This is a genomic window from Dactylosporangium sp. NPDC005555 (assembly GCF_040605635.1).
GTDB lineage: Bacteria > Actinomycetota > Actinomycetes > Mycobacteriales > Micromonosporaceae > Dactylosporangium.
The window spans coordinates 82329-106416 of record NZ_JBEXDG010000010.1 but is presented as its reverse complement, the minus strand read 5'-3'; the positions used below and the strand labels follow the sequence as shown (position 1 = coordinate 106416).

Genomic DNA, 24088 nt, shown 5'->3' with positions numbered 1-24088 from the left:
ATGCGAACGAACTGGCGGCACGCGGGCGCGGTGCTCGTGATCGGGGGCGCGGCGGCGGTGACGGTGCTGGTGCTGGCGGCCATGCTGTACTGGCAGCACGACGAACGGCCGTGGCCGCTGCTGGTGTGGGCGGGCGTGAAGGGCCTGCTGTGGAGCAAGGGCGTGTTCAAGCTCGCCGTCGCGGCGGGTCTCGGCGTGGTCATCGCCGTCCGGGCGGTGGCGCGGCGGCTTCGCCGTGCACCGGCGGACGGCGCGTCACGGTGAGCCCCCGGGACACGGCAGGGTCAGGCGGACGGCGGTGCCCTGCCCCTGGGTGCTGGTGACGGTGATGTCGCCGTGATGCGCCTCGATGATCGCCTTGACGATCGTCAGGCCGAGGCCGGCGCCCTGCGAGGCGAGGTGGTCGGCGGTGCTGCTGCGGTGGAACCGGTCGAAGACGTGCGGCAGATCCTCCGCGGGCACGCCGACGCCGGTGTCGACGATCGACAGCGCCGGCCGCGGATCGGCGGTCGTGGTGACGGTGATGTGCGGTGTTGCCGGCGGTGCGGGCGTACCGCCGTAGCTCCAGGTGCGCGGCGGCGTGCCGGGCGAGGGACCGCAGTGCGCGGCGCTGCTGCAGCGTGAGGTGCCGCGGCCGGCGGTCCATGACGCAGACCGTGCCGGCCGCGTGCCCGTCCTGCAGCAGCATCGGCGCGCCGGCATAGAACCGCACGCCGTGCCCGGCGATGGCCGGGCTGTCCGCGAACCTCGGGTCGGCCACGGTGTCGTCGATCTCCAGCAGCTGCCGGTCCCGCACGACATGGGTGCAGAACGAGTCCTCGCGCGCGCTCTCCTCGAGCTCCCACCCGACCCGCGCCTTGAACCACTGCCGATCGGCGTCCACCATCGACACCATCGCGATCGGCGCGTCACAGATGTCGGCCGCGAGCGCGGCGATGTCGTCGAAGTCGGTCTCCGCCAGCGTGTCGAGAATCCCGGTCTCGTTGAGCGCGATGAGGCGCTGCGGCTCGTCGTCCGCGGTCAGCGGCTTCGTCACGACGATGCTCCCTCGCGCTCGACCCCTGCGCCGATCTTCGCACCGCGCCGGACCCAAGCGGGTCGTTTTCGCACCTCAGCGTCGTGGACTAGTATCCTAGGACGGCCTAGCGGATGTGGTGCTGCGCACCACCCGTCACAACAGCGCGCCGAAGCGCGCGGCGCCACCGCGGGCCAGCCAGGCGTCGAAGGTCATGAGGCCCGGATGCAGGCGCCGCAGCGCTGGGATGTCGGCCTGCCACCCACCGAAGGAGCCGCCGCGGCGGACGTTGCCGACGTTGACGCCCTGCGCGGCGAGCGCCTCCCGCGACACGGGGGAGACGTCCAGGTCCAGGCCGGTGGCCCGGACGATCGCGGCGACGAGGTCCTCCCTGGTGAGCTCGTCGCCGGCGAGTTCGAGGGCGGTCCCGGTGTACGAGGCGGGGTCGGCGAACGCGAGTGCGGCGAAGGCGCCGATGTCGTCGACGGCGATCAGCTGGACCCGCGAGCCCGGTGCGATCATCCGGATCAGTGCCGCCGGGCCGGTCACGCCGTAGCGGGCCGAGGCGTGGTTCTCCATGAACATGACCGGCCGCAGGATCGTGGCGGGCAGGCCGAGCGCCCTGATGTGCTGCTCGATCTCCCATTTGGTGGTCCAGTGCGAGATGCCGGTGCCGCGGTCGGCGCCGCCGACGGAGGTGTAGACGAGGTGCCGGACCCCGGCGGCGTGCGCGGCGTCGGCGACGGTCACGCCGAGGCGCACCTCGTCGCTGTCGAGGTGCGGCGCGTCGTACGCGGGCTGGACGCTGAAGACGCCGTGGGCTCCGGCGAAGGCGGCGTCGAGCGACGCCCGGTCGCCCATGTCGCCGGTGACGAGCTCCGCGCCGGCGGCGGCCAGGTCGCGGGCGGCGGGGCTGTCCTGGTCACGGACGAGGGCCCGCACGTGCCACCGGCCGGCGGCGGCCAGGTCGCGGGCGGCGGGGCTGTCCTGGTCACGGACGAGGGCCCGCACGTGCCACCGGCCGGCGGCGAGCAGGTGTCGGGCGGTGGCGCCGCCCTGCTGGCCGGTGGCGCCGGTGACGACGACGATGTTTTCGGGCATGGTTCCCCCTTGGTAAGGTTGGCTCCTTCCGGAGCACTGCTCCGAAAATACGGAGCGGTGCTCCGCTCTGTCAACCGTGGAAAGGGGACCGCCATGCCCGGCACCGCCCGCGTCGACGCGCGGCGCAACCATGACCTGCTGCTGGCCGCCGCCCGGGAGGCGTTCGCGGAGCACGGCACCGACGCGTCGCTGCGCGACATCGCCCGGCAGGCGGGGGTGGGCATCGGCACGCTGTACCGGCACTTCCCGACCCGCGAGGCGCTGCTGGAGGCGTTGCTGCGCAGCCGGTTCGACGCGCTGCGCGACCGCGCCGACGAGCTGTCGCAGGCCCCGGCCCCGGGTGAGGCGCTGCTGACCTGGCTCAGCGAGCTCGCCGCGGGCTCGGTGACCTACCGCGGCCTGCCCGAGTCGGTGATGACGGCGCTGCGCGACGACCGCTCGCAGCTGCACGCTTCGTGCGCCGCCATGCGCGCCGCGGGCGGCCGGCTGCTGGACCGCGCCCAGGCCGCGGGCGAGGTCCGCGGCGACGTGACGGCCGCGCAGCTGCTGGCCCTCGCGGCGGGACTGGCGTGGGCGGGGGAGCAGTCAGCGGACCCGGTGGCGATGATCCGCCAGCTCCTGTCCATCGCCATGCAGGGCCTCGCCACCCGCTGAGCGGACCCGGACGTGGGGGAGAAAATGTGGTGTGGGTGCATGTCGGCCGTCCCGCGCCGGTGCCCGCCACGGCAGAGTTGACCTTGGAGACTTTGTCTCACCCTGACGAGACAAAGTCTCCAAGGTCAACTGACTCCCCCGCCCGGCCCCGGACGGTCACGACCGCAAGGTCGTGTCGCGGCCGTCCACGGCCGCGTGCTCGTCGCGACCGGGACGGGCGCGGCCCACGGCCACTGCCGGGAGAGGATCCTCACGGCGTGTGAGTGGCTCTGGCCTGGGCGTAGAGGCGCTGTGCCCGGGGTTGGCGCGGCGGGAGTCGGCGGCGAAGTCGCAGACCGCGCCGCGGAGTTCCTTGTCCACCGCCGTCCACTGCCCACCGGAGCACGACGACCCGCGTCTGCCCGGGCTGACGGGGTGACGGGGTGACACCGGCCAGGCCCGCCGGGGCAGCAGCGGTCGGGAACCGGCCGCGGGCATCACCGATCTCGGCCAGGGGCCGCGCGGCGCGGACCGTCCCGGACCGGGGCAGCGAGGTGAAGACGTCGTCAGGTCCGGGCAGTTCCGGTCACCGCGGCGGCGCGGGACCGTCGGTTGCCGTCGCGGGTGTCGTGGTTGTTCACGACCGAAGGTCGTGGCTGGGCGACTGCCGGCGGCGGGAGAGGGAAGGCCGTCCACGGCCTGACCGGCGGCTGGCGGGAGCGACGGAGGTCGGCCACCGCGGACCCGAGTCCATATTGGACTGAGGACAGCGAAGCTGGACTCGGGTCCGCGGTGGGGTTCAGCTGTAGGCCTCGAACTCGTAGACGCGCGCGGCCGTGTTGGTGTTCTGGGTCGGGGTGATGACGTTCAGGCGGATGTAGCGGGCGTTGACGTTCGTCGCCGTCGTGGTGACGTCGGCGGTGTTGGCGCGGACCTGGGCGGCGGTTGTCCAGTTCGTGCCGTCGGTGGAGGTCTGCAGGTCGTAGTCGCGGGTGTTCCAGGCCGCGTCCTCACCGCCGGCGCCGGCGTGCCGGACGACGAGGGATCCGATGTGGACGGTGCTGCCGAGGTCGACCTGGAGGAACTTGTTCGTGCCCAGCGAGCACCACTTGTCGGAGTTGCCGCCGGAGACGCTGCCGTTGACCGCCTTGTCGGGGCCTTCGGTCGTGCCGCAGGAGGAGTCGGCGGTGGCCGGGCGGCCCAGGGCGAGGTTGCCGGACGGGGTGCCGCTGCCGTAGACCTCGAACTCGTAGATGCGGGCGGCCGCGTTGCCGTCGTTGGCGGGTGTACCGATGTCGACCTTCACATAGCGGGCGGTGCGGGCCGTGATCGAGTGCTGGGTGCGGCTGGAGCGGTTGCCGGTGACGGAGACGACCTGGGTCCAGGTGGTGCCGTCGGTGGACGTGGAGATGGTGAAGGCGCCCGTGTTCCAGCCGGTCGACTCGCCGCCGAGGCCCGCGTGCTTGAGCACGAAGGTGCTGACGGTCTGGCTGGAGCCGAGGTCGACCTGCAGGAAGCGCGGAGCGGCGCTGGTGCAGAACTTGCTGTTGTTGGCGAGGCTGCCGTCGACGGCCTTGGCGGCGGTCTCGGTGGTGCCGCAGGCGGCGGAGCCGGTGGCGGTCTTGCTCAGCGCCAGGTTGGTCCCCAGCGACGCCGGGGTCGGCGGCTGGGTCGCGCCGTCGGTGAAGGAGGGCGGGACGTTGCCGGCGCCGGTGCCCCACGACGACTCGCCGGAGCCCATCGTGTACTGCAGGGTGCCGCCGGCGGCGAGGTCCGGGTAGCGCAGGTAGTTGTTCGTCACGGCGGCGCCGTTGCGGGTGAGGCTCTGCACGTACGCGTTGGTGGAGCTGCCGCCGTTGATCTGGATGTTGCCGGCGGCGCGCTGGACGAGCACCGACGGGAACGTCGGGCCGTGGATGGCGAGGGTGTCCGCACCGGGGGTGACGGGGTACATGCCCATCGCCGACCAGACGTACCAGGCGGACGTGGCGCCGAGGTCGTCGTTGCCGGGCAGGCCGCCGGCGCCGGTGGTGAACGACTCGGTCATGACCCGCCGGACCGCACTCGCCGTTTTCCCGGGCCGCTGCGCGAAGTTGTACGCCCACGGCACGTTGTGCTCGGGTTCGTTGCCGATGTAGAAGTACGGCCGGGACAGGCCACCGTTGAGCTCGGTGAAGTGGTGGTCGAGGCGCTGCACGGCGGTGGTGGGGCCGCCCATCAGGTTGATGACGCCGCCGAGGTTGTAGGGGACCATCCAGGTGTACTGGGCGGCGTTGCCCTCGGTGAAGGGGCTCTCCTGCGCGGGGTTGAGCGGCCACGGCCAGGAGCCGTCGCTGTTGCGCGGGTGGATGTAGCCGGACTCGGTGTTGAAGGTGTTGCGCCAGTACTGGGCGCGGGTCATCGCCGAGTTGTAGGTGGCGGTGTCACCGAGCGACTGGGCGAACCTGGCGACGGCGAAGTCCGACGCCGAGTACTCCATGGAGTCCGAGGGCGCGCCGGGGATGTACGTCTTCGACGCGTACTCCGACTGCCGGCCGCGGATCGGGGAGCCCTGCATGGCGCCGCCGGCGATGGCGTTCTTCATCAGCTGCAGCGCGGCGGCGGTGTCGAAGCTGCGGGCGCCGAACGCGTAGGCGCTGGACACGATGATCGGCCCGGGGTCGCCGGTCATGACGAAGTCCTCGTTGATCTGCTGCGACCACTTGGGCAGCAGGCCGCCCTGCTGGCCGTCCAGGACCATCGACTTCATGATGTCGCTGGCGACGTCCGGGGCGATGAACGCGATCAGCGCCGCCCACGACCGGTAGATGTCCCACCCGGAGTAGTTCTGGTAGACGGGATGGGCCGCGGTGTGCACGGCGTTGTCGAAGCCGCGGTACTGGCCGTTGACGTCGCTGGCGATGTTCGGGTTGACCATCACGTGGTAGAGCGCGGTGTAGAACTTCTGCAGCTCGGTGGCGCTGCCGCCGGTGGCCTGGACCCGGTTGAGGGCGGTGTTCCAGGCGGCGTCGGCGTTGGCCCGGACGGTGTCGAACGCGCCCGTCTCGGCGTTGAGGTTGGCGGTGGCGTTGGCGGCGCTCACGAACGACAGCGCGACGGTGGCGTTCACGGTCCGGTTGCTGCTGGTGTCCCAGGTGATGACCGCGCCGGTGTTGACGCCGCTGGTACTGGTGGATCCGTTGCTGATCGTGCCGCCGTTCCAGGTGCCGACGGACGACGGCGCCCGGTCGAAGCGGATCGAGTAGTAGATCTGGTAGGTCTTGGACGAGCCGCAGAACCCGCCGGCGGTGACGCTGCCGGTGACGTTGCTGCCGGAGATGGTGACCGAGCCGCTGCGGTTGCCGGTGGCGGAGCGGCTGGTGTTGATGAGCAGCCGCGCGGTGGTCGTGCTGGGGTAGGTGAGGCGCAGCGCGCCGGTGCGGGTGGTGGCGGACAGTTCGGCGTCGACGCCGTACTTGTCGAGCCGGTTCTTGTAGTAGCCGGCGGACGCCGCCTCGTTGGTCTTCGTGTACGCGGAGGCGTAGCTGGTCCACGCGGTGCCGGGCGAGGAGCCGAGCGCGCCGGTGACCGGCAGCAGGCCGAGGTCCTCGTTGTTGGCGCAGCCTGCCCCGTTGAAGTGGGTGAGGCTGAACTCCTCGATGGTGCGGTCCCGGTCGCGGTACCCGGACGGCGACGCGGTCGGGGTGTCGGGGCTGAACTGGGTCATGCCGAAGGGCACGGTGGCCCCGGGGAACGTGCTGCCGCCGGCGCCGCCGCCGACAGGGTTGGGGGAGTTGCTGTCGTCGGTGCCGATCATCGGGTTGACGTATTGGGTCAGGTTGAGGTCGGCGGCCTGTGCCGGTGTTGCCTGCGCCAGCGCGACGAAGGCGCTGCCCAGCAGGGCTGCGCCCGCACCGGCGAGCAGTCGGACCGTGCGTGATCGGGACATGGGTGGTCTCCCGTTCGTGGCGGTGAGGACGGGAGAGCGCTCTCGATGCCATTCATACCCACTGATCGACGTTCGGTCAAGATTTAGCAGAACTTGCCTGCCATGTTGATCTGTTTGCGATCGTGCTCAGTCCTGTGCGATCCGCGTCAGCACCCCCCCGGCGAGCACGGTGACCCGCCCGGCGGCCACGGCGACGACCTGAACGACGCCGAACGGCGCCGGGAACGCGTCGAGGCAGGCCCCGCCCACCGGGTCCCAGATCCTGACCGTTCCGGGGTCGGTGGGTCCGGCGTCAGGCGAAGTCCATCACGCGGGTGGTGGCGCTGGCGAGGCCCTCGGGGCTGAGGACCTCGACCTGGTCGGCGAGGAAGACCTCGACGTGGCCGAGTCTGTCGCGGACCTCGACCAGGGGCACGCCCCGGTCGATGCCCATCGCGAAGCGTTCCGTGGTGGTCGGCATGCGGCAGGTGAGTTTGCTGCCGCGGCCCATCACCACGGTCCGCCGCGCCGGGCATTCGCGGACGGCCGAGGGCGCGCCGCGGCGGGTCGTGATGAGGCCTTCCTCCCGCAGGATCGCGAGAGCGCGGCGGATGGTCGTGAGGCTGACGCTGTACTGCTCGCAGAGCTCACGCTCGGTCGGCAGGGGCTGGCCGGCCGGGTGGGTGCCGCGGTCGATCTCTCCGCGGAGGACGTCGGCGATCTGGTGGTACATGGCCGGGACGTGTCGCTGCACATTCACGGACCACATCCTAGCGGTATGTGGCCATAAGGCAACACTGCGTCGGACGGTAGACTTCCGCGCCGTGACCGGACCCCTCGCACCGATCGACACGGCTGTCTCCCTGATGCACGAGGGGCGGTTCGTCGAGGCCGAAGACGTCATGGTGCGGGAGCTGCGGGCGGTCACCGTCCGGCACGGCCACGGCAGTGCGGCCTGGGCGTCCGCCCAGTGCGACCTCGGCAACATCCTGCTCAACTGCGAGCAGCCGGCCCGCGCGATCGACTGCTACCGGCAGGCGATCTCGGTCCCGGCCGTCGACCGCAAGGAGCACCTCACGTACCGGCTGAACCTCGGCCTGGCGCTGCGCCTGGTCGGCCGCCTGGAGGAGGCCGAGCAGGAGCTGCGCCGCGGCGCCGAGGAGCGGCAGGCGTTCTACGGCCGCGACCACGCCGGCTACGCGTTCGGCCTGGAGCCCCTCGCGGACGTGCTGCTGCAGCGGGGCAACGTCCGGCAGGCGCGGGAGGTCGTCGAGGAGACGGTCCGCAACCTGTGGGGCAACGGGCACGACCACCTCGCGTCCGCCCTCGCGCTGCGGGCCGAGATCGTGCACGCGGGCGGCGCCGGCGAGCCGCTGTTCCCCGGCCTGGACCAGCTGCCGGAGGCGACCGCCGACGGGATCCTGTCCGCCGTCACGTACCGGCACGGTCTCGCCGACCCGGCCACGCACCACGCGGTCCTCGCCGCGCTGGCCGCCGCCGTCGACGCGCGGCTGGGCCCCGACCATCCCACGACGCTCAACGCGCTCGCGGCGCTCGCCAACGCCGGGTACGACAGCGGCGACCAGACCGGCCGGGTCGACGCGATCCGGCGGGTCCTCGCCTCCTACGACCGGCAGGGCCGCGCCGAGGACGCCCTCACCGCCGAGCTCGGCCTGGCGCTCGCGCACGGCGACGCCGGTGACCGGGACGCGTCGCTGCGCACGTACGAGTCGGCGCACCGGCGGGCGGTCGGCATCGACCGGCCCGAGCTGACCAGTCAGGTGCTGCGCAACTGGGGCCTCGCGCTGCAGGACGCCGGACGGACCGAGCAGGCGGAGCGGTGCCTCACCGACGCCGTCGCCCAGGCGCAGCGCGGCGCCGACTTCGAGATCCTCGGCCGGGCCGGGATCGCCCTCGGCATCTTCCTGCAGCACCAGGACCGGCTGCCGCGGGCGCGGCAGGCTCTCGAGGCGGGCCTGGCGTCGCTGGCGCCCGCGCACCCGGACGCGATCAGCGGCCGCGGCCACCTCGGCGCCGTCCTGGACGGGCGCGGCTGCGGCTGCGGCGACGTGCAGGGCGCGGTCGAGGAGGCGTTCCGCGAGTTCGTGACGAGCCGCCTGCCGCACGACCTCCTGGAGCGTTTCGAGGCGCGGATCGTCGACGGGGACTGGCGGATGGACGTGCACCTGCGCCGCGAACCGGCCGAGGGTGAGCTGGAGCGGCTCAACGGCGTCGTGCAGGCCGCGCTCGCCGAGTTCCGGCACCGGGCCCTGAACCGGAGCTGACCCTCTTCGCCCGGGCGAGCCGGAGGAGCCGGCGGCGCCGAGCGTGACGGCCGGTCGCCGGCACCGGGCCCTGAACCGGGTCTGACCCTCTCGCCGGGTGAGCCGGCGTCGAGGAGCGTGACGGCCGGTCGGACGCGGCGCTGCCGGGGCGGCAGTCGCGGCGGCGGGCGTGCAACCGATCCGGTGGCCGCCGCGCACCTAGTGGGCGAGGAGGTGCGATGCCGAGCGGAGAGACCGAAGAGCAGCGCCAGTTCCGGGAGTACTTCGCGGCCCGCCGGGACGCGGTGCGCAGGACCGCGTACCTGCTGTGCGGCGACTGGCACTGGGCCGACGACCTGACCCAGACGGCGTTCATGCGCCTCGCAGTGTCGTGGCGCAAGGTCCGCGACCGGGAGGCGCTCGACGGGTTCGTGCGGACCTGCCTGGTCCGCGCGTATCTGGCGGACGTGCGGCGGGTGTGGCGGCGGCGGGAACGCAGCGTCGCCGAGCCGCCGGACGTCGCCGGGCGGCCCGGCGGGGCGGAGGACAGCCCGGGCCGGATCGCGTTCACGGCCGCGCTGCGCAGGCTGCCGCCACGGCAGCGGGCGGTGCTGGTGTGCCGGTACTACCAGGACCTCGACGTCGCGGCGACCGCGGCCGTGCTGGGGTGCGCACAGGGGACGGTGAAGAGCCAGGCCGCGCGCGGACTGGCGAAGCTGCGGGAGCTGCTGCAGGCCGACGGCGAGCTGGTGACGATGGAGGGGCTGCGATGAACCAGATCCGGGAACGGTTCGACGAGACGGCCGCCGCCGCGGCGCCGCCGAGCCGGCTGACCGCCGACGCCGTCTACGCCGCCGCGTTCCGGCGCCGACGGCGCCGGGCCACCGCGTGGACGGCGTGCGGGGCCGGGGTCGTCGCGTTCGCCGTCGCCGTCGCCGCCGGGCTGCTGCCGGCGGGATCGGTCACCCGGCCGGCGCACGACCCGGCACCGGCCCGGACGGCGGACGGATGGCCCGCCGGTGCCCACGACGGCATGCTCCTCGGGATGGCGGCCGCCGACGGTGAGCACCTGTACGCGACGGTGAACGCCTGCACGGGCGACGGGACGCAGGAGCGGCGCTGCACCGTCGACCTGGTCGGCTCCGACGACGGCGGCCGCACCTGGACCGTGCGGTGGCAGGGCTTCACCGGTGAGCTGACCGCGCCCACGCCCGGGGTGCTGCTGCGCACCGTCGAGCGGGAGAACACCGACCCGATGGGGCCGAAGCTGCTGCACATCCCGTGGGTCTCCCGCGACGGCGGCCGCGTCTGGACGGAGGTGGTGACCCTCGCCGGGCAGGCGCCGCGGGTCCCGGCCGGCGGGTGGCTGACGTGCGCGCCGCCGCGGACCCTCGACGACCCGTGCGCGCTGCTCGCCGTCGACCCGGTGGCCGCCCGCGCGACCCCCCTGGCGGCCGTGCCGGACATCGAGGTCAACGGTCCCGCCGCCGTGCCGTCCTCGGCCGGGCTGTGGGTCACCGGCTGGGAACGCGGCGGCGCGCACCTGCCCGCCGTCGCCGTCAGCCACGACGGCGGCGTCACCTGGCAGACGCACGTGTTCGGCAAGGGCGAGGCCGGCTACCCGGTCACCGACATGCTCGCCTACCCGGCCCCGGCCAGCGTCGACGGCGTCACCGGGTACATGATCATCACCGTGGCGGACCCGGCGGTCACCACCAGCGCGGGGCCGACCAGCAGGCCCGGCCCCGGGCTGAAGGCCCTCGTCTACCGCACCGGCGACGGCGGGCGGTCCTGGCAGCGCGTCCCCGCACAGTCGCTGCCGAACGTCGCGTACAACGCGGGCGACGCCTACGTGGCGGCCGGCGGCGTCCATGTCGTGCTGACCGACGAGAACCCGCCGCTGCAGTGGGTCGCCGGCGTCGACGGCGGGCAGAGCTACCGCCGGACGGCCCAGCCGGGCCTCGGCGGGTCGCTGAACTTCACCGGCGGCGGCCAGATCCTCACCGTCGGACCGGGGGCGTACTTCGCGTACGACAGCGACGCCCTGTACAGGTCCTCGGACGGGCTGCAGTGGACCAGGGTGGTGATCCAGGTGACCCGCTGAGCACGCCGGCGGGGTGGATGATGGTGCCGTGCGGATCGAGGACGTGACCCCGGAGACGCTGCGCCCGGTGCGCCGCTCGCTGCTCGTGCAACGCTGGCACGACCTGGCGTTCCTGCACTGGGCGGTGCCGCCGGAGACCGTCGCGCCGTTCCTGCCCGCGGGCACCGTCCCCGACACGCTGGACGGGGTCGCGTATGTCGGCCTGATCGGCTTCCGGATGGTGCGGCTCGGCCTGTTCAACGGGCCGGGCCTGCCGTATCTCGGCACGTTCTGCGAGACGAACGTGCGGCTCTACAGCGTCGACGGGGCCGGCCGCCGCGCCGTGGTGTTCCTGTCCCTGGAAGCGGCCCGCCTGCTGCCGGTCATCACCGCTCAGGTCTCGCTGCGGCTGCCGTACAAGTGGGCGAAGATGCGGTTGGAGAAGGACGGCGACGTCGTGCGGTACACCAGCCGCCGCCGCTGGCCGGGTCCCCGCCCCGCGCGGAACGCGATGACGGTGCGGGTCGGCGCGCCGATCGCCGAGCCGACGCCGCTGGAACACTTCGTCACCGCCCGGTGGGGGCTGCACACCGGCGCGTGGGGCGGGACGCTGCACCTGCCGAACGAGCACCCGCGGTGGCCGCTGCACCGCGCGGACCTCCTCGACCTCGACGACACCCTGGTCACCGCCGCCGGGCTGCCGGCACCGCAGGGCCCGCCGGCGAGTGTGCTGTTCTCACCCGGCGTCCCCGTCCGGTTCGGCACCCCCAGCCGGGTGTGAGTAGGCGTACTCAGCCGGATTGGGTACGCGCCCCGATCCATCGTCGTCCGGCGATGCGAAGGATGGGCACATGCGACGAACATTGACGATCGTGACAGCAGTGCTGGCCGGCGTGGTGGCACTGGGCGGGACGGCAGCGGCGGCGCCGGAGCGGCGGGGGATTCCGGACCGCGTGATGCTGCAGCCGGCGGACCTCGGGGGTGCGGCGACCGGGCCGGTGGAGGCGGGGCTGCCGCATCCGTTGCTGCCGCAGCCGTGCGCGGACACGCCCGTGCCGCAGCCGGTGGCCGCCCGGAGCCTCGCCGCCGACTACAGCCCCCGGCACCGGGTGTACGAGAACGTGGCCCGCTACCGGCCCGGCGGCGCGCAGGCGTACGTGAACGCGTTGAAGGAGCAGCTGCACCGGTGCAAGGCCGGTGGTGACGAGGTGGGCTTCGTCCCGGTCGCCGAGGACCACCTCGGGCCGGACACGGTGCTGTTCCTCGGCACGTACGACGAAGGCGACCGCTCGGTCGCGTACGTGGCCGCGGCGGTCGGCCGGTACGTGGTGGTCGTGATGGTCGCCGACCCGGTCGTCGGCGCGGGTGATCCCACGATGGCGAACACGTTCGCGTCGCGGGCGATGCTCCGGGCGGCCGCCGGCAAGTAACTGAGGTGGGGGGTGGCGGCCACCGACGGGGGAGGCCGCCACCCTTCGCGTGTCGCCCCCGCCGGTGGGCCGCTCAGAGGGTGACGATGATGCCGATGCTCACCCGGGGGCGGCGCAGGAGCCGGTTGAACCAGTTGCCGATCCTGGAGGAGATGTACCGCCGGCCGATCGCCGCGCGGATACGGGCGACCCCGTCGGGGTCCTCGACGAGCCGGGCGGTCCCCTCGAACGACGGCGCCCCATCCGGCACCCGGCCGCGGACGTCGCTCGGCGCGAGCACGACCCGGCCGCTGTTGCGCAGGCGCTTCACCTTCCCCGAGTGCGGCTCGGTGAGGATCAGCACCTCCCCGCCGTCGATGACGTGCCACACGGCCGAGGACACGGCACGGCCGTCCTTGCGGAACGTGGTGAGACTGACCTGCTTGCGCCGGCCCAGGATGTCGAGGCTGCTGCTCATCGCTCCATCATCGCGCTTGGACAGGCCGCAGCCACGGCTCCACGCGCAACAGGTCGAACCCGATGGCGCGCAGCTGCTCGTGCAGGCGCGGGGTGAGCACCATGAGCTCGACGGTGAACACGTCGTCGCCGCCGACGGACCAGATCCCGTTGGCCGGGTCCGTCATCAGCGGGTCCAGACCGGCGGTCACCTGCTCGCGGAGCTCCTCCTGCCGGGCGAGGCTGGGCCTGCCGGGCGCGTCGACGACGCACAGGTTGCCGTCGTACAGCTTCCGCAGCTGCTGCTCCTCCTTCGCCGGGTCACCCGCGACGACCTCCACGACCATCACGTCCGGCGGCTGCGGCCCGGTCGTGGCCCCGGTCGGCGCGCCGTCGGGGTAGACGACGCGCAGCGGCCGGAACCTGTCCGGGTGCCGCTCGTGGATGTACTGGTGCATGGCGTTGCTGTCGACGCCGGCGGTCGGCTTCCAGCCGCCCTTCGGCGCCGGGCACGGCAGGGTGTCGTCGATCGCCGTCGAGGCCGCGGGCAGCGGCGGCCCCTGCTCGGTCACCTGCAGCACCCCACCCTTCCAGGTGCCGCGCAGGCGGGCCTGGCCGACGGTGACGCCGAGGACGACGCCGCGCTCGGTGAGCTTCGCCGGGTCGACGCCGGTGACGTCGACGCCGAGCGCGCAGGTGGGCGGCTTGTCGCCGACCGTGCCGATCGCGAGGACGGGCGCCGGCGCGCACAACCGGGCGGGCTTCCCCGCGGCGATGAGGACCCGGCCGCTGGCCTCGACGACGTCGCCGTCGTCGACGACGAGCGAGGCCGGATCCGCGGCCTGCGTCACCCGCGGCGCGGGAGCCGCCTCATGGGGGGCGGTGGATGGGCTGGTCGCCAGCGCCACCACAGCGAACAAAGCCACCAGGGTGCCGACCCCGGCGAGGGCGACCACCAGCCACCTGCGTCCGTCGATGCTCATACCCCTTCAGACGCTTGCGCGGCCGTTTGGGTTCCCACCACGGATCGTGGCGAAGGCGTGGGCGGCGTTGGGATAGCGGGCGGCGTGCGTGGCGGGGTGGAGCTTCTCGCCGGCGGCGACCCACGCCCGGGGATGCCGGCGCATGTCGTCGACGGTGCGCGCGACCGGCCGCCGGTCCAGCAGGGCGAGCAGCGTCCGGCGCAGCGGCCGCGGCACCGTCGCCAGCCGCGGCCGGTCGGCGATCGAGCCGGTGCCGCCGGAGCGCACGATGAGGACCCGCAGCACGTCGGTCGCGGTGTCCACATAGGGCTCGGCCCGGCCGGCGGTGGCGGGCTCGTCGAGGAGCCAGGCGAGGAGGTGCGCCTTCGCCTGGCGGCCGGGGATCCGCGCGGGCAGCCACGCCAGATCGTGCCGTGCCTGCGCGGCCAGCAACGCGCGCAGGTCCGCGGCGCCGGCGGCCGACAGCACACCCGGCAGGGCGAGCATCGCGATCAGCTGCGCGGTCACCGGCCCTCCTTCATGTCGGGCGGGCCGAAAGCGGGCGCACCGGCTACGAAGAGACGGAAGCACGCCGGAGGAGCCGGCCCCACCCGGACGACACTACCCGCTCCCGCAAGCCCGCCGATCCAGTTCGGGTTGACCTTGGAGACTTTGACACGTCAGGGCGTGCCGAAGTCTCCAAGGTCAACCCGTGCGTCAGGCCGCTCTGGCCGGGACCCGGGACGGCGGGGCGGCGGCGGGGGAGAGTGCGTGGCGGCTCGGCCACCACAGCTTCGGGCCGACGTCGATCGCCAGGGCGGGGACCAGGAGCGTGCGGACGACGAAGGTGTCCAGCAGGACCCCGACCGCGACGATCACGCCCATCTGGATCGCCGCGACGAACGGCAGCACCACCAGGACCCCGAACGTCCCCGCGAGGACCAGGCCGGCGCTGGTGATGACGCCGCCGGTGGCCGTGAGGGCGGTGAGCATCCCGTCGCGGTTGCCGCGCACCGCGACCTCCTCCCGGGCCCTGGTCATCAGGAAGATCGTGTAGTCGACGCCGAGCGTGACCAGGAACAGCCATCCGTACAGCGGCATGGCCTGCATGATGTTCGGGTGCCCGATCGCGGTGAAGATCAGGCCGGACAGGCCCATCGCCGCGATGTAGGACACCGCGACGCTCGCGGCGAGCAGCAGCGGCGCGACGAGCGCCCGCAGCAGCAGGACCAGCACGACCAGCACCACGAGCAGGATCATCGGCATGATGACCGCGTTGTCGCGCTCCGAGGCGCGGGCCACGTCGACGAGCGTCGCCGTCTGCCCGCCGACGAGCGCGTCGGCGCCCGGCACCGCGTGCACCGCCGCCCGCAGCCGGTCGATCGTCGCCCGCGCCGCCGCGGACTCCGGCGGGTCGGTGAGGGTCGCGGCGATGCGCACCCAGCGGCCGTCGGCGGAGCGTGCCGTCGCCGTCGCGTCCGCCACCCCGCTGACGCGCTTCGCCGCCGCCACCACGTCGTCCACTGTGGACGCCGCCGCGACGAGCATCGCGGGTGCCGAGGTACCGCCGGGGTAGTGCCGCTCGATGAGCTGCTGCCCGAGCACGGAGCCGACCTCGCCGGTGTACATCTGCGAGGAGCTCTGGCCGAGCCGCAGCCCGGACACGCCCAGGCCGAGCAGGACGAGGACCACGGCGGTCGCCATCCAGAGCGCCCGCGGGCGGCGGCCGACGAACCCGGCGACCCGCTGCCAGCCGCCGCGGCGGACCGGGACGACGGCGCCGAAGCGGGGGACGAACGGCCAGAACACCCAGCGGCCGAGCAGCACCAGCATCGCCGGCAGCAGCGTCGTCATCACCGCCAGGGACACGATGATGCCGGTCGCGGCGATCGGGCCGAAGCTGCGCATGTCGTTCATCTGCGCGGCGAGCAGGCACAGCACGCCGATCGTCACGGTCGCCGCCGAGGCGAGGATCGCGGGGAACGAGCGGCGCACCGCGACCGTCATCGCCGTCGTGCGGTCCTCGTGCCGGTGCAGCTCTTCCCGGTACCGGGCGATGAGCAGCAGCGCGTAGTCGGTGCCCGCGCCGAAGACCAGCACCGTCATGATCGTGGTGTTGTCGGGGGTGACGGTCACGTCGAGGTGCCGGCCCATGAGGTAGACGATCGCCGAGGTGAACTGGCTCGCCGCCGCCGCCGAGACCAGCGGGACGATCCAGAGCACCGGGCTGCGGTACGTGAGCAGCAGCAGCACCGCGACGATGCCGGCCGCGGCGAGGAACAGGGTCGCGTCGACGTGCTCGCCGATCTCGTCGACGTCGGCGAGCGCGCCGGCCTCGCCGGTGACCGCGGTCCGCAGCCCGGCCGGCGCGTCGGCGAGGGCCGCCTTGATCTGCTTCACCGCCGCCTTGTCCGGCACGGGGAACGCGACCAGCAGCGCCTGACCGTCGCGGCTCGCGGTGACCGGCCCGGCCGCACCGCCGACGGCCACGGCGCCGAACGCGGCCCGGTCGGCCTCCACGACCGCCCGGTCGGCGTCGGTGACCCCGCCGTCGCGGACGTAGACGACGACCGCGGACGGGGTGCCGGTGCCGGGGAACGCCGCCCGCTCCCGCAGCAGCTCCCGGGTGGCCTCCGCGTGCTGCGGCAGGACCAGTGCCGGGTCCGTGGACGTGACGTCGCCGAGCCTGCCGGCCAGGGGCATGAGCAGGAACCCGGCGACGAGCCACAGCGTGAGGACCGCGACCGCGCGTCTCATTCGACGGTCCGCAGGATCGTCTCGATGGACGCGGTGCGGGTGCGCAGGTCCGCCACGTCGGTCGCGATGCGCTGCTGGGCGTCCATCGAGCTCTCCGCCAGCTTCTCGTAGCGGCTGACCAGCTGCCGCAGGTCCTCCTGCTGGAGGCCGGTGATCTTGAGTTTGCGGTACTCCAGCCAGCTGGCGACGCTGAAGCCGAACAGGAACAGCACGGCCAGCAGCATGCCGAGGAAGGCCACGCTCTCGGGCCAGGTGATCATGTCTTCCGCGCTCAGATACATCAGGACCGCTCCTTGCGGGTGGGACCCTTGTCGGGGTCCGTGAGGGTTTCGGCCGCCGCGGCGAGGGTTGCGGCGGTCAGGTGCAGGTCGAAGTCCGCGACCTCGTAGTACTTCATCGCCTTGCCGTCCTCGGAGAGCTCGAGGCTGCCGACGATCAGCCCGGCGGCCTCGAGACGCTGGAGGTGCATGTGCAGCAGGGGGCGGCTGACGCCGATCTCCCGGGCGAGTCGGCTCACGTAGTCACGGCCGCCGGCGAGCTTCGCGACGATGCGCAGTCGCAGTGGGTTGGAGAGGGCTGCCAGCATCTCGACCAGGTCGTCGCCGGTTGGCGGACTCGCCGTCATGATGCTCCTTCACGTGTAAGAACTTTCTTACACGTGAAACGCTAGCACCCGCCGGGGAGTCGTCACGTCAGGGCTTTCCCTGAGGTGACACCCCGACGGGTGCCTTCGGTGTGTGCGGCCCTTACGGACGCCGCTGCTCGACGTCGGCGCGGCCAGGCCACCAGGCGGCGTGGCCGAAGATCGCGGTCAGCGCCGGGACCAGGAACATCGACATCACAAACGCGGACAGCAGGATGCCGGCCGCGACCGAGAACCCGATCTGCCGCAGGAACGACACCGGCGCGAGGGCGAGGACCGCGAACGTGCCGGCCAGGATCAGGCCCGCCGCGGCGACCGACGGACCGCCGTGCCGCACCGCGAGGGCCGCCGCGGCCCGGGGCTCGTTGCCGGCCCGCGCCTCCTCCCGCAGCCGGGCGATCATCAGGATGTTGTAGTCCGTGCCGATCGCCAGGACGAACAGGTACAGGATGATCGGCAGCTGGAACGTGACCCCGGGCCGCCCGGCCAGCCCCTGGAACAGGTGGATCGCCGCGCCGAGCGTGGCCGCGAAGTTCAGCAGCACCGCGACGACCAGGTAGAGCGGCGCGACGACACTGCGCAGCAGCAGCCCGAGGATGACGGCGATGAGCAGCGCCGCGACCGGCAGGATCACCGACAGGTCCCGGTTGTTGGCCGAGTTGATGTCGGCGTAGATCGCCGTGGTGCCGCCGACCACGACCTTCGTGCCGGGCGGTGCGACGGCGTGCAGGTCGGCGCGGAGGTGGTCGCGGACCAGGTCGATCGCCTCGTTGGACGCCGGGTTCACGTCCAGCAGCAGGCCGAAGCGGGCCACGGTGCCGCTCGCCGCGGTGGCCGGCGGCTGCACCCCGCCGACGCCGGACACCTTCGCGGCCGCCGCGGCGAACTGGTCGAGCTGCGCCTGGGTCAGCCTGCCGCCGTCGAGCGTGGTGACGTACGCGTCGGTCGGGTCGAGCGCGCCCTGCGGGAAGCCGCGTTCCAGGTCGGCGGCGGCCTTCGCGGACTCCGTCGTGCTGGGGAAGCCGGCCGCGAAGTCGTAGTCCGCCTTGTACAGCAGGCTCCCGCTCGCCAGGGCGATCAGCACCAGCCCGGAGGCGACGGCCGCGACCGCGGGACGGCGGCCGAGCGCCGCGCCGATCCGGACGAACGCGGTGCCCTTCGGCTCGCGCTTCCACGCCTTCGACGGCCAGAACGTCGCCGGGCCGATCAGGCTCACCAGGGCCGGGATGAGGGTCAGCCCGGTGACGAGCATGACGAACACCGCGATGGCGAGGGCCGGGCCGAGCGACCCGAAGCCGCCGAAGCTGGCGAGCAGCAGCACCAGGAACGCGACGATCACGGCGGCCGCGGCGGACGTGATGACCTCGCCGACCCGGGCGACGGCCTCGACCATCGCGGTCTTCCTGTCCACCCCGGCGCGCAGCCGCTCCCGGTAGCGGAACAGCAGGAAGAGCAGGTAGTCGGTGCCGATGCCGTACAGCACGATGAGCAGCAGCGTCTGGAGGCTCTGGTCGACGTTGAAGCCGAACGCCTTGCCCGCGGCCGCGATCAGGCTGGAGGAGACCTGCATGACCACGGTGATGACGACGATCGGCAGCAGCGCCGCGATCGGACTGCGGAAAATGATCAGGATCAGGATGATGATCAGCGCGAACGTGGCGGCGCCGACGACCGCGAACGCGGTGTTGAACGTGTCGTTGTTGTCGACGACCTGAGCGATCTGCCCGGCGACACCGGCGCTGAGCGGGGTCCCGTCGAGATCCTTTTTGATCACGTCGCGGGTCTTCGTGACCGCGTCGAGCTGGCCCTGCGCGTCGGTGAGGGCCGCCGTGACCGGCACGCTGATCAGCTGGACGAGCTGGTTGGGTGCGACGGCCTGCGGCCCGGTGAGCGGCTGGCCGATGCCGGGGACGTGCGCGCCGGCGATCGCGGTGGCGAGGGCACCGACCCTCGTCTGGTCGTCGGCGGTCAGCGCGCCCCCGTCGGTGCGCCGCACCACGACGATCGCGGTGGACGTGGCCTGCTCCGGGAACGCCGTCCTGGCCAGCTCGATGGCCTGGACCGACTCGTACGTGCCGGGCAGGAAGCTGCCCTGGTCGCCGCTGGTGATGTCGGAGAGACCCGGCAGCAGCCCGATGATCGCCACCGCGCCGGCCAGCCAGCCGGCGATGACCCACCAGGCCCGTCGCACGACGAACCTTCCCCATCTGTCGAACATCGCTTCTCCCCAGGTCAATGGTCGGTGTGCGGTCAGGACTGGCGGTTGAACAGGCGCTTGGACCACAGGTAGCCGCCGAGCGCGATCGCCGCGCACCAGGCGAGGGCGACCCAGACGGTGCCGCCGAGCGGCTCGTCCATCAGCAGGCCGCGGAGGGTCTCGATGATCGGGGTGAAGGGCTGGTGCTCGGCGAACCAGCGCAGCCCGGCGGGCATGGAGTCGGTGGGGACGAACCCGCTGCCGAGGAACGGCAGCAGCACAAGGGGCATCGGCAGGTTGCTGGCGGTCTCGACGCTCTTGCTGACCTGGCCGAGCGCGACCGCCAGCCACACCAGCGCGAACGTCACCGCGAGGAGGAACCCGGCGGTGGCGAACCATCCGGCGACCCCGGCGGTGGGCCGGAAGCCGACGAGCACCGCCACGCCGATGACGACGGCCAGGCTGATCGCGGCCTGGATGACGCTGCCGAGGACGTGGCCGGTCAGGACGGAGACCCGGGCGATGTGCATGGTCCGGAACCGGTTGATGATGCCTTCGGTCATGTCCATGGCGATGGAGATGGCGGTGCCCTGGACCGTCGCCGCGACCGTCATCAGGATGATCGCCGGTGACACGTAGTTGGCGTAGACGGCCCGCGCCGCGGCGGCGCTGCCGGTGCTCGCGTCGAGCCCGGCGCCGAGGGTGCCGCCGAGGACGTAGACGAACAGCAGCAGGAAGACGACCGGCATCGCGATGAGCATCACGGTCATCGACGGGTAGCGCAGCATGCGCTTGAGGTTGCGGCGCAGCATCGTCGCCGAGTCGCGCAACGGCTGCTGCCTGGGCAGATCGAGCGTCGTGGTCATCGTCCGGCCTTTCCGGTGATCGCCAGGAACACGTCGTCGAGGTCCGGCGTGTGCACGGACAGCTCCTCGACCTGCACGGCCCGGTCGTCGAGGCGGTCGAGGATGGCCTTGAGCTCGCGCGGGCTGCCGTCGCTGGGCACCCGCAGGGTGAGCGCGTCGGCGTCCCGGGCCGCCTGGCCGAGGGCCCACATCGCCGTGTCGAGGCCGTCCTGGTCGGTGAACCGCAGGCGGACGTGACCGCCGGGGATGCGGCGCTTGAGCTCCTCCGCGGTGCCCTCGGCGACGATCCGGCCGTGGTCGAGGACCGCGATCCGGTCGGCGAGCTCGTCGGCCTCCTCCAGGTACTGCGTGGTGAGGAAGATGGTGGTGCCGGCGGCGACCAGGTCCCGCACGATCTGCCACATGTCGCGGCGGCTGCGCGGGTCCAGGCCGGTCGTCGGCTCGTCCAGGAAGATCACCCGCGGGCTGCCGACCAGGGTCATCGCCAGGTCGAGCCGCCGCCGCATGCCGCCGGAGTACGTCGAGGCCGGCTTCGCCGCCGCGTCCGTCAGGTCGAACCGCGCGAGCAGCCCCGCGACCCTCGCCCGGCCGTCGGCGCGGGACAGGTGGTGCAGGTCCGCCATCAGCCGCAGGTTCTCCTCGCCGGTGAGCAGGTTGTCCACCGCGGAGAACTGGCCGGTGACCCCGATCGCGGCGCGGACCGCGTCCGGCTCGCGGGCGACGTCGTGCCCGGCGACGCGGACGTCGCCGGCGTCGGCGCGCAGCAGCGTCGACAGGATCTTCACCGTGGTGGTCTTGCCGGCGCCGTTCGCGCCCAGCAGCGAGAAGACCGTCCCGCTCGGCACCTGCAGGTCCAGGCCGTCGAGGACGACCTGGCCGCCGAAGGACCTGCGCAGGCCGGTCACGGCGATCGTCATTTCGTGTCCTTCTCTGCGCGCTGGTGGGCGGCGCGGCGGATGGTGACGTCGCCGTACGAGGTCCGGGCGCGCACCTCGGCGGTCTCGTCGGACCCGCCGGGGCTGCCGGCGTTGTCCAGCTGGTTGCGCACGTGCCCGAACCCGGTGTGCACCTCCAGCCAGGCGGCGGTGCCGGCGGCGATGCCGACGTCCAGGTCGCCGTTCGCGGTGGCGAGGACGACGGAACCCCGCACGATCTCGCCGACGCGGATCTCGCCGTTGGAGGACTTCGCGTCGATCCCGGCGCCGGCGCGCCCGATGGCGATCTCCCCGTTGGCGTTGCGGATCCGTACGTCACCGTCCGCCGCGTCGAGAGCGGTGTCGCCGTTGGAGTTCTTGACCACGACGGTGCCCTGGACCTCGCCCAGCCGGACCTTGCCGGTGCCGGTGGAGACCTCGGCGTTGCCGGCGGTGACGCCCTCGACGGTGACGTGCCCGGCGCCCGTGTCCACGCGCAGCGACCCGGTCCCGTCCAGGGCGACGTTGCCGGCGGCGGTCTTGATCCTGCAGTCGCCGAGCCGGCCGGTGCCGCGGACGCCGCCCAGCTGCTGGTCGGTGGTCAGGTGCGAGCCGCTGGGCAGCTCGATGGTCACGTCGACCGACCTGGTCCTGCGGGAGAAGTCGAACAGCCGCGCCCGCGGGCCGGTCACCCGCAGGACGCCGCCGGTGTAGTCGACGCGGACCTGCTTCGCGGCCTGCACGTCGGACTCGTCGGTCTCCTCGCTGGGCCGGACCTCGACGACGGTGTCGGTCCGGTCGCCCGCGGTGATCCAGACGTCGCCGACGCCGAGCTCTACATTGACGGTGATCGATTCATGAGTGTCGAAAACTGGCATGGTGGTCCCCGCATCCTGAGTGGGTGGCTGTGCTGGGTGGGCCTTTCGGGCGCTTACCGCACCCAGCCGGTGAAGGCCTGCTTGCCGCGTTTCGCGTTCATGGCGGCGCTGGGGTCATGGGTGTCACGCTGCAGTGCGGCGGCCGCGGCGCGGCTGAGCCAGGCGTTGACCGAGCGGCCCTCCTTGGCGGCGGCCTCCTCGATCGCCGCCTTGAGCTGCTCGGGCAGGCGGACGTTGATCCGCGCGGCCGGGCCGTCCTCCGGGAACTGGTCGGCCTGGCTCTCGGTCGTCCGCACCGGTTCGGCCGCGGCCGGCTGCTCACCCTGGGGCACGGTCACGACGAAGTTCGGGTCGCGGCCGCGCAGGCGCAGCTCGACCGAACCCGGGGCCAGGTCCCGGGTGATCTCGTCGGCGGCGGCGGACAGCGCTTCGAGGAGCGTCATCCGGATCGCCGACTCCAGGGATCCGGTCAGGCGCTCGACCAGCGCACGCGACTCTTCACCGCCCGCTTCGGCGAGGGTGGCGAACTCCCGCCCGAGGTTGCTCACGTACGAGGTCAAGTCCATGGCACCATCATGGCACGCGCATGGCACCTTGTGAAGCCGCCATGGCACATTGATGTGCCAAAGTGGCACGCGCTGGCTCGGGCCGGTGGATGGGGTTGCGTTCCGTGACGAAGGCCGGACGGATACGCCAGGACGAGCTGGGACGCGGAGACCGCCCGCGACTCCGGCACGCCCGGCGCGGGGGGAGGTCCACCGCCTCGATCCGCTGGTTCCGTGCTGCCGGTCCCTGCTGCTGGCCACGTGCCGTTGGCCACGTGCTGTTGGTTCCGTGCCGCTGGCTACGTGAGCAGGGCGGCTTCGGTCAGTACCAGCGCCATCGCGGACTCGGCGGCGCCGATCGCGGGACCGTGGGAGCCGAGGGCGGCGGGGACGACCGGGGGCAGGGCGTCGCGGCGCCAGGCCATCGCGCCGGCGGTGACGCCCGCGTGCAGGGCCGGTCCGGCCACGTCGAGAAGGTCCACGCCCAGGCCGCCGAGGGTGACGACGGCCGGGTCGACGGCGTTGAGCAGCGCGCCGATGCCGCGGCCCAGCGCCGCCGCCACCGTCCGGCAGGCCGCGCCCGCATCGGGGTCACCGTCGCGGGCGGCGGCGATGGTCCGCTCCGCGAACGCCCGCGGGTCCGCCGGGGCGCGCCGGCCCAGGTGCCGGGCCATGGCGCGGCCGTCGACGTCGAGGTCCCAGCAGCCGTGCGCGCCGCACGGGCAGCGCCGCGCCGGGTCGCCGAACGGCAGGTGCCCGAACTCGCCACCCGCGCCCGCCGTGCCCAGCACCGGCCGGCCGTCGACGATGAGCACGCCACCGACACCGACCTCGACCGTCAGGTGCAGCGCGACATCGATGCCGCTCGCGGCGCCGCGCAACGCCTCGGCGACCCCGGCCAGGGACGCGTCGTTGCCGACCGTGAGGGGAAGCTCCGTCAGGACACTGAGGTCGACGCCCCGCCAGCGCAGGTTCGTCGCCTCGACCAGTGTGCGACCGTGGACGGTGCCGGGTATCGCGACGCCGACCGCCCGCAGCCGGGGTCCGGTGATCCGGGCGAGCGCGTCACGTACCAGCGGAATGACGGCATCGGCGGGCTGACCCAGGTGCCGGTGGGCGGGCGCTTCGGTGAGCACGCCACCGATGGCCGCGGTCGTCACCGTCCACGTCGCATGGCTGATGTCGACGACGGCGACGAGCGGCCCGTCCGGGTGGGGGACCAGCGTCGCCGTCGGCCGGCCACGCCCTCCGGTCTGCGGCGCGGGCGCCTCCGCGAGCAGGCGCGCCGCCCGCAACCGGCCCATGATCCCGGCCGCCGACCCGCTGCTGAGCCCCAGCCGCGCCGCCGCCTCCGCCCGCGTGATCCCCGGCGTCCGGTGCGCACACCGCAGCATCGCCAGCGCCCCCTGCGCCCGCAACGTCTCCGCGCGATGGTCCATCAGTGCAGATCCTGCCTGT

At 73.1% G+C, this 24088-nt stretch carries 25 protein-coding genes and 1 pseudogene; 7 read left to right on the top strand and 19 right to left on the bottom strand.

The window, feature by feature from the left end; all coding sequences use genetic code 11:
* Complete coding sequence (locus ABZS58_RS14115; RefSeq protein ID WP_354781215.1) at positions 1–264, top strand: hypothetical protein; 264 nt, start codon at positions 1–3, stop codon at positions 262–264.
* On the opposite strand, the gene ABZS58_RS14110 is transcribed toward ABZS58_RS14115, so the two are convergent.
* The 3 genes and pseudogenes from ABZS58_RS14110 to ABZS58_RS14100 all read right to left on the bottom strand — a co-directional run bounded on the left by ABZS58_RS14110 (position 256) and on the right by ABZS58_RS14100 (position 2116).
* Positions 256–702: an ATP-binding protein gene (locus ABZS58_RS14110; protein WP_354781213.1), complete on the bottom strand. Its 447-nt coding sequence runs from the start codon at positions 700–702 to the stop codon at positions 256–258. The genes ABZS58_RS14115 and ABZS58_RS14110 overlap by 9 nt on opposite strands.
* Positions 623–895, bottom strand: a pseudogene (locus ABZS58_RS14105) (GAF domain-containing protein); the annotation flags it as partial. The pseudogene ABZS58_RS14105 and the gene ABZS58_RS14110, both read right to left, overlap by 80 nt.
* A gap of 276 nt (positions 896–1171) precedes the next feature.
* Positions 1172–2116, bottom strand: coding sequence for an NmrA/HSCARG family protein (locus ABZS58_RS14100; RefSeq protein ID WP_354781211.1), 945 nt, complete (start codon positions 2114–2116; stop codon positions 1172–1174).
* Positions 2117–2209: 93 nt separating this feature from the next.
* On the opposite strand from ABZS58_RS14100, the gene ABZS58_RS14095 reads away from it, so the two are divergent.
* Positions 2210–2770 carry a helix-turn-helix domain-containing protein gene (locus tag ABZS58_RS14095; protein WP_354781209.1) on the top strand — a complete coding sequence of 187 codons (561 nt, stop codon included), beginning with the start codon at positions 2210–2212 and terminating at the stop codon, positions 2768–2770.
* A 250-nt stretch (positions 2771–3020) separates the two neighbouring features.
* Here ABZS58_RS14095 and ABZS58_RS14090 read toward each other — a convergent pair whose 3' ends face one another.
* From ABZS58_RS14090 to ABZS58_RS14075, 4 genes are all read right to left on the bottom strand, one after another.
* Positions 3021–3254 (bottom strand): hypothetical protein, encoded by a 234-nt coding sequence (locus tag ABZS58_RS14090; RefSeq protein WP_354781481.1) that lies wholly within the window; start codon positions 3252–3254, stop codon positions 3021–3023.
* 294 nt (positions 3255–3548) lie between these two features.
* The gene (locus ABZS58_RS14085) at positions 3549–6677 is read right to left on the bottom strand and encodes a GH92 family glycosyl hydrolase (protein ID WP_354781207.1); all 3129 of its coding nucleotides are present in this window, start codon (positions 6675–6677) and stop codon (positions 3549–3551) included.
* 126 nt (positions 6678–6803) lie between these two features.
* The gene (locus tag ABZS58_RS14080) at positions 6804–6926 is read right to left on the bottom strand and encodes a hypothetical protein (RefSeq protein ID WP_354781205.1); all 123 of its coding nucleotides are present in this window, start codon (positions 6924–6926) and stop codon (positions 6804–6806) included.
* A gap of 43 nt (positions 6927–6969) precedes the next feature.
* On the bottom strand, positions 6970–7416 hold the full coding sequence (locus ABZS58_RS14075) for a GntR family transcriptional regulator (RefSeq protein ID WP_354781203.1): 447 nt from the start codon (positions 7414–7416) through the stop codon (positions 6970–6972).
* A 64-nt stretch (positions 7417–7480) separates the two neighbouring features.
* Between ABZS58_RS14075 and ABZS58_RS14070 the strand changes: the two genes are divergently transcribed.
* From ABZS58_RS14070 to ABZS58_RS14050, 5 genes are all read left to right on the top strand, one after another.
* Positions 7481–8941, top strand: coding sequence for a tetratricopeptide repeat protein (locus ABZS58_RS14070; protein WP_354781202.1), 1461 nt, complete (start codon positions 7481–7483; stop codon positions 8939–8941).
* Between the two features lie 218 nt (positions 8942–9159).
* Positions 9160–9693 (top strand): SigE family RNA polymerase sigma factor, encoded by a 534-nt coding sequence (locus ABZS58_RS14065; RefSeq protein WP_354781200.1) that lies wholly within the window; start codon positions 9160–9162, stop codon positions 9691–9693.
* Positions 9690–11024, top strand: coding sequence for a hypothetical protein (locus tag ABZS58_RS14060; protein WP_354781198.1), 1335 nt, complete (start codon positions 9690–9692; stop codon positions 11022–11024). Before ABZS58_RS14065 ends, ABZS58_RS14060 begins: the two co-directional genes overlap by 4 nt.
* Before the next feature lie 28 nt (positions 11025–11052).
* Positions 11053–11784 (top strand): DUF2071 domain-containing protein, encoded by a 732-nt coding sequence (locus tag ABZS58_RS14055; RefSeq protein WP_354781196.1) that lies wholly within the window; start codon positions 11053–11055, stop codon positions 11782–11784.
* 70 nt (positions 11785–11854) lie between these two features.
* Positions 11855–12433: a hypothetical protein gene (locus ABZS58_RS14050; RefSeq protein WP_354781194.1), complete on the top strand. Its 579-nt coding sequence runs from the start codon at positions 11855–11857 to the stop codon at positions 12431–12433.
* Positions 12434–12506: 73 nt separating this feature from the next.
* Here ABZS58_RS14050 and ABZS58_RS14045 read toward each other — a convergent pair whose 3' ends face one another.
* The 12 genes from ABZS58_RS14045 to ABZS58_RS13990 all read right to left on the bottom strand — a co-directional run bounded on the left by ABZS58_RS14045 (position 12507) and on the right by ABZS58_RS13990 (position 24069).
* Entirely contained in the window at positions 12507–12890 is a 384-nt protein-coding gene (locus tag ABZS58_RS14045; RefSeq protein ID WP_354781192.1) for a PPOX class F420-dependent oxidoreductase, read from the bottom strand.
* A 7-nt stretch (positions 12891–12897) separates the two neighbouring features.
* Positions 12898–13851 carry a hypothetical protein gene (locus ABZS58_RS14040; RefSeq protein ID WP_354781190.1) on the bottom strand — a complete coding sequence of 318 codons (954 nt, stop codon included), beginning with the start codon at positions 13849–13851 and terminating at the stop codon, positions 12898–12900.
* 6 nt (positions 13852–13857) lie between these two features.
* Positions 13858–14358 (bottom strand): hypothetical protein, encoded by a 501-nt coding sequence (locus ABZS58_RS14035; RefSeq protein WP_354781188.1) that lies wholly within the window; start codon positions 14356–14358, stop codon positions 13858–13860.
* A gap of 189 nt (positions 14359–14547) precedes the next feature.
* Entirely contained in the window at positions 14548–16587 is a 2040-nt protein-coding gene (locus ABZS58_RS14030) for an MMPL family transporter (protein WP_354781186.1), read from the bottom strand.
* The gene (locus ABZS58_RS14025) at positions 16584–16868 is read right to left on the bottom strand and encodes a hypothetical protein (protein WP_354781184.1); all 285 of its coding nucleotides are present in this window, start codon (positions 16866–16868) and stop codon (positions 16584–16586) included. Before ABZS58_RS14025 ends, ABZS58_RS14030 begins: the two co-directional genes overlap by 4 nt.
* Positions 16868–17212, bottom strand: a complete 345-nt coding sequence (locus tag ABZS58_RS14020) for a winged helix-turn-helix domain-containing protein (RefSeq protein WP_354781182.1) — start codon at positions 17210–17212, stop codon at positions 16868–16870. Before ABZS58_RS14020 ends, ABZS58_RS14025 begins: the two co-directional genes overlap by 1 nt.
* A 121-nt stretch (positions 17213–17333) precedes the next feature.
* On the bottom strand, positions 17334–19448 hold the full coding sequence (locus ABZS58_RS14015; protein WP_354781180.1) for an MMPL family transporter: 2115 nt from the start codon (positions 19446–19448) through the stop codon (positions 17334–17336).
* Positions 19449–19480: 32 nt separating this feature from the next.
* Positions 19481–20293 (bottom strand): ABC transporter permease, encoded by an 813-nt coding sequence (locus tag ABZS58_RS14010; protein ID WP_354781178.1) that lies wholly within the window; start codon positions 20291–20293, stop codon positions 19481–19483.
* Positions 20290–21210 carry an ATP-binding cassette domain-containing protein gene (locus ABZS58_RS14005; protein ID WP_354781176.1) on the bottom strand — a complete coding sequence of 307 codons (921 nt, stop codon included), beginning with the start codon at positions 21208–21210 and terminating at the stop codon, positions 20290–20292. Before ABZS58_RS14005 ends, ABZS58_RS14010 begins: the two co-directional genes overlap by 4 nt.
* On the bottom strand, positions 21207–22085 hold the full coding sequence (locus tag ABZS58_RS14000) for a DUF4097 family beta strand repeat-containing protein (RefSeq protein ID WP_354781174.1): 879 nt from the start codon (positions 22083–22085) through the stop codon (positions 21207–21209). Before ABZS58_RS14000 ends, ABZS58_RS14005 begins: the two co-directional genes overlap by 4 nt.
* A gap of 53 nt (positions 22086–22138) precedes the next feature.
* Positions 22139–22651: a toxin-antitoxin system HicB family antitoxin gene (locus tag ABZS58_RS13995; RefSeq protein ID WP_354781172.1), complete on the bottom strand. Its 513-nt coding sequence runs from the start codon at positions 22649–22651 to the stop codon at positions 22139–22141.
* 278 nt (positions 22652–22929) lie between these two features.
* On the bottom strand, positions 22930–24069 hold the full coding sequence (locus ABZS58_RS13990) for an ROK family protein (protein WP_354781170.1): 1140 nt from the start codon (positions 24067–24069) through the stop codon (positions 22930–22932).
* Between the last annotated feature and the right edge of the window lie 19 nt (positions 24070–24088).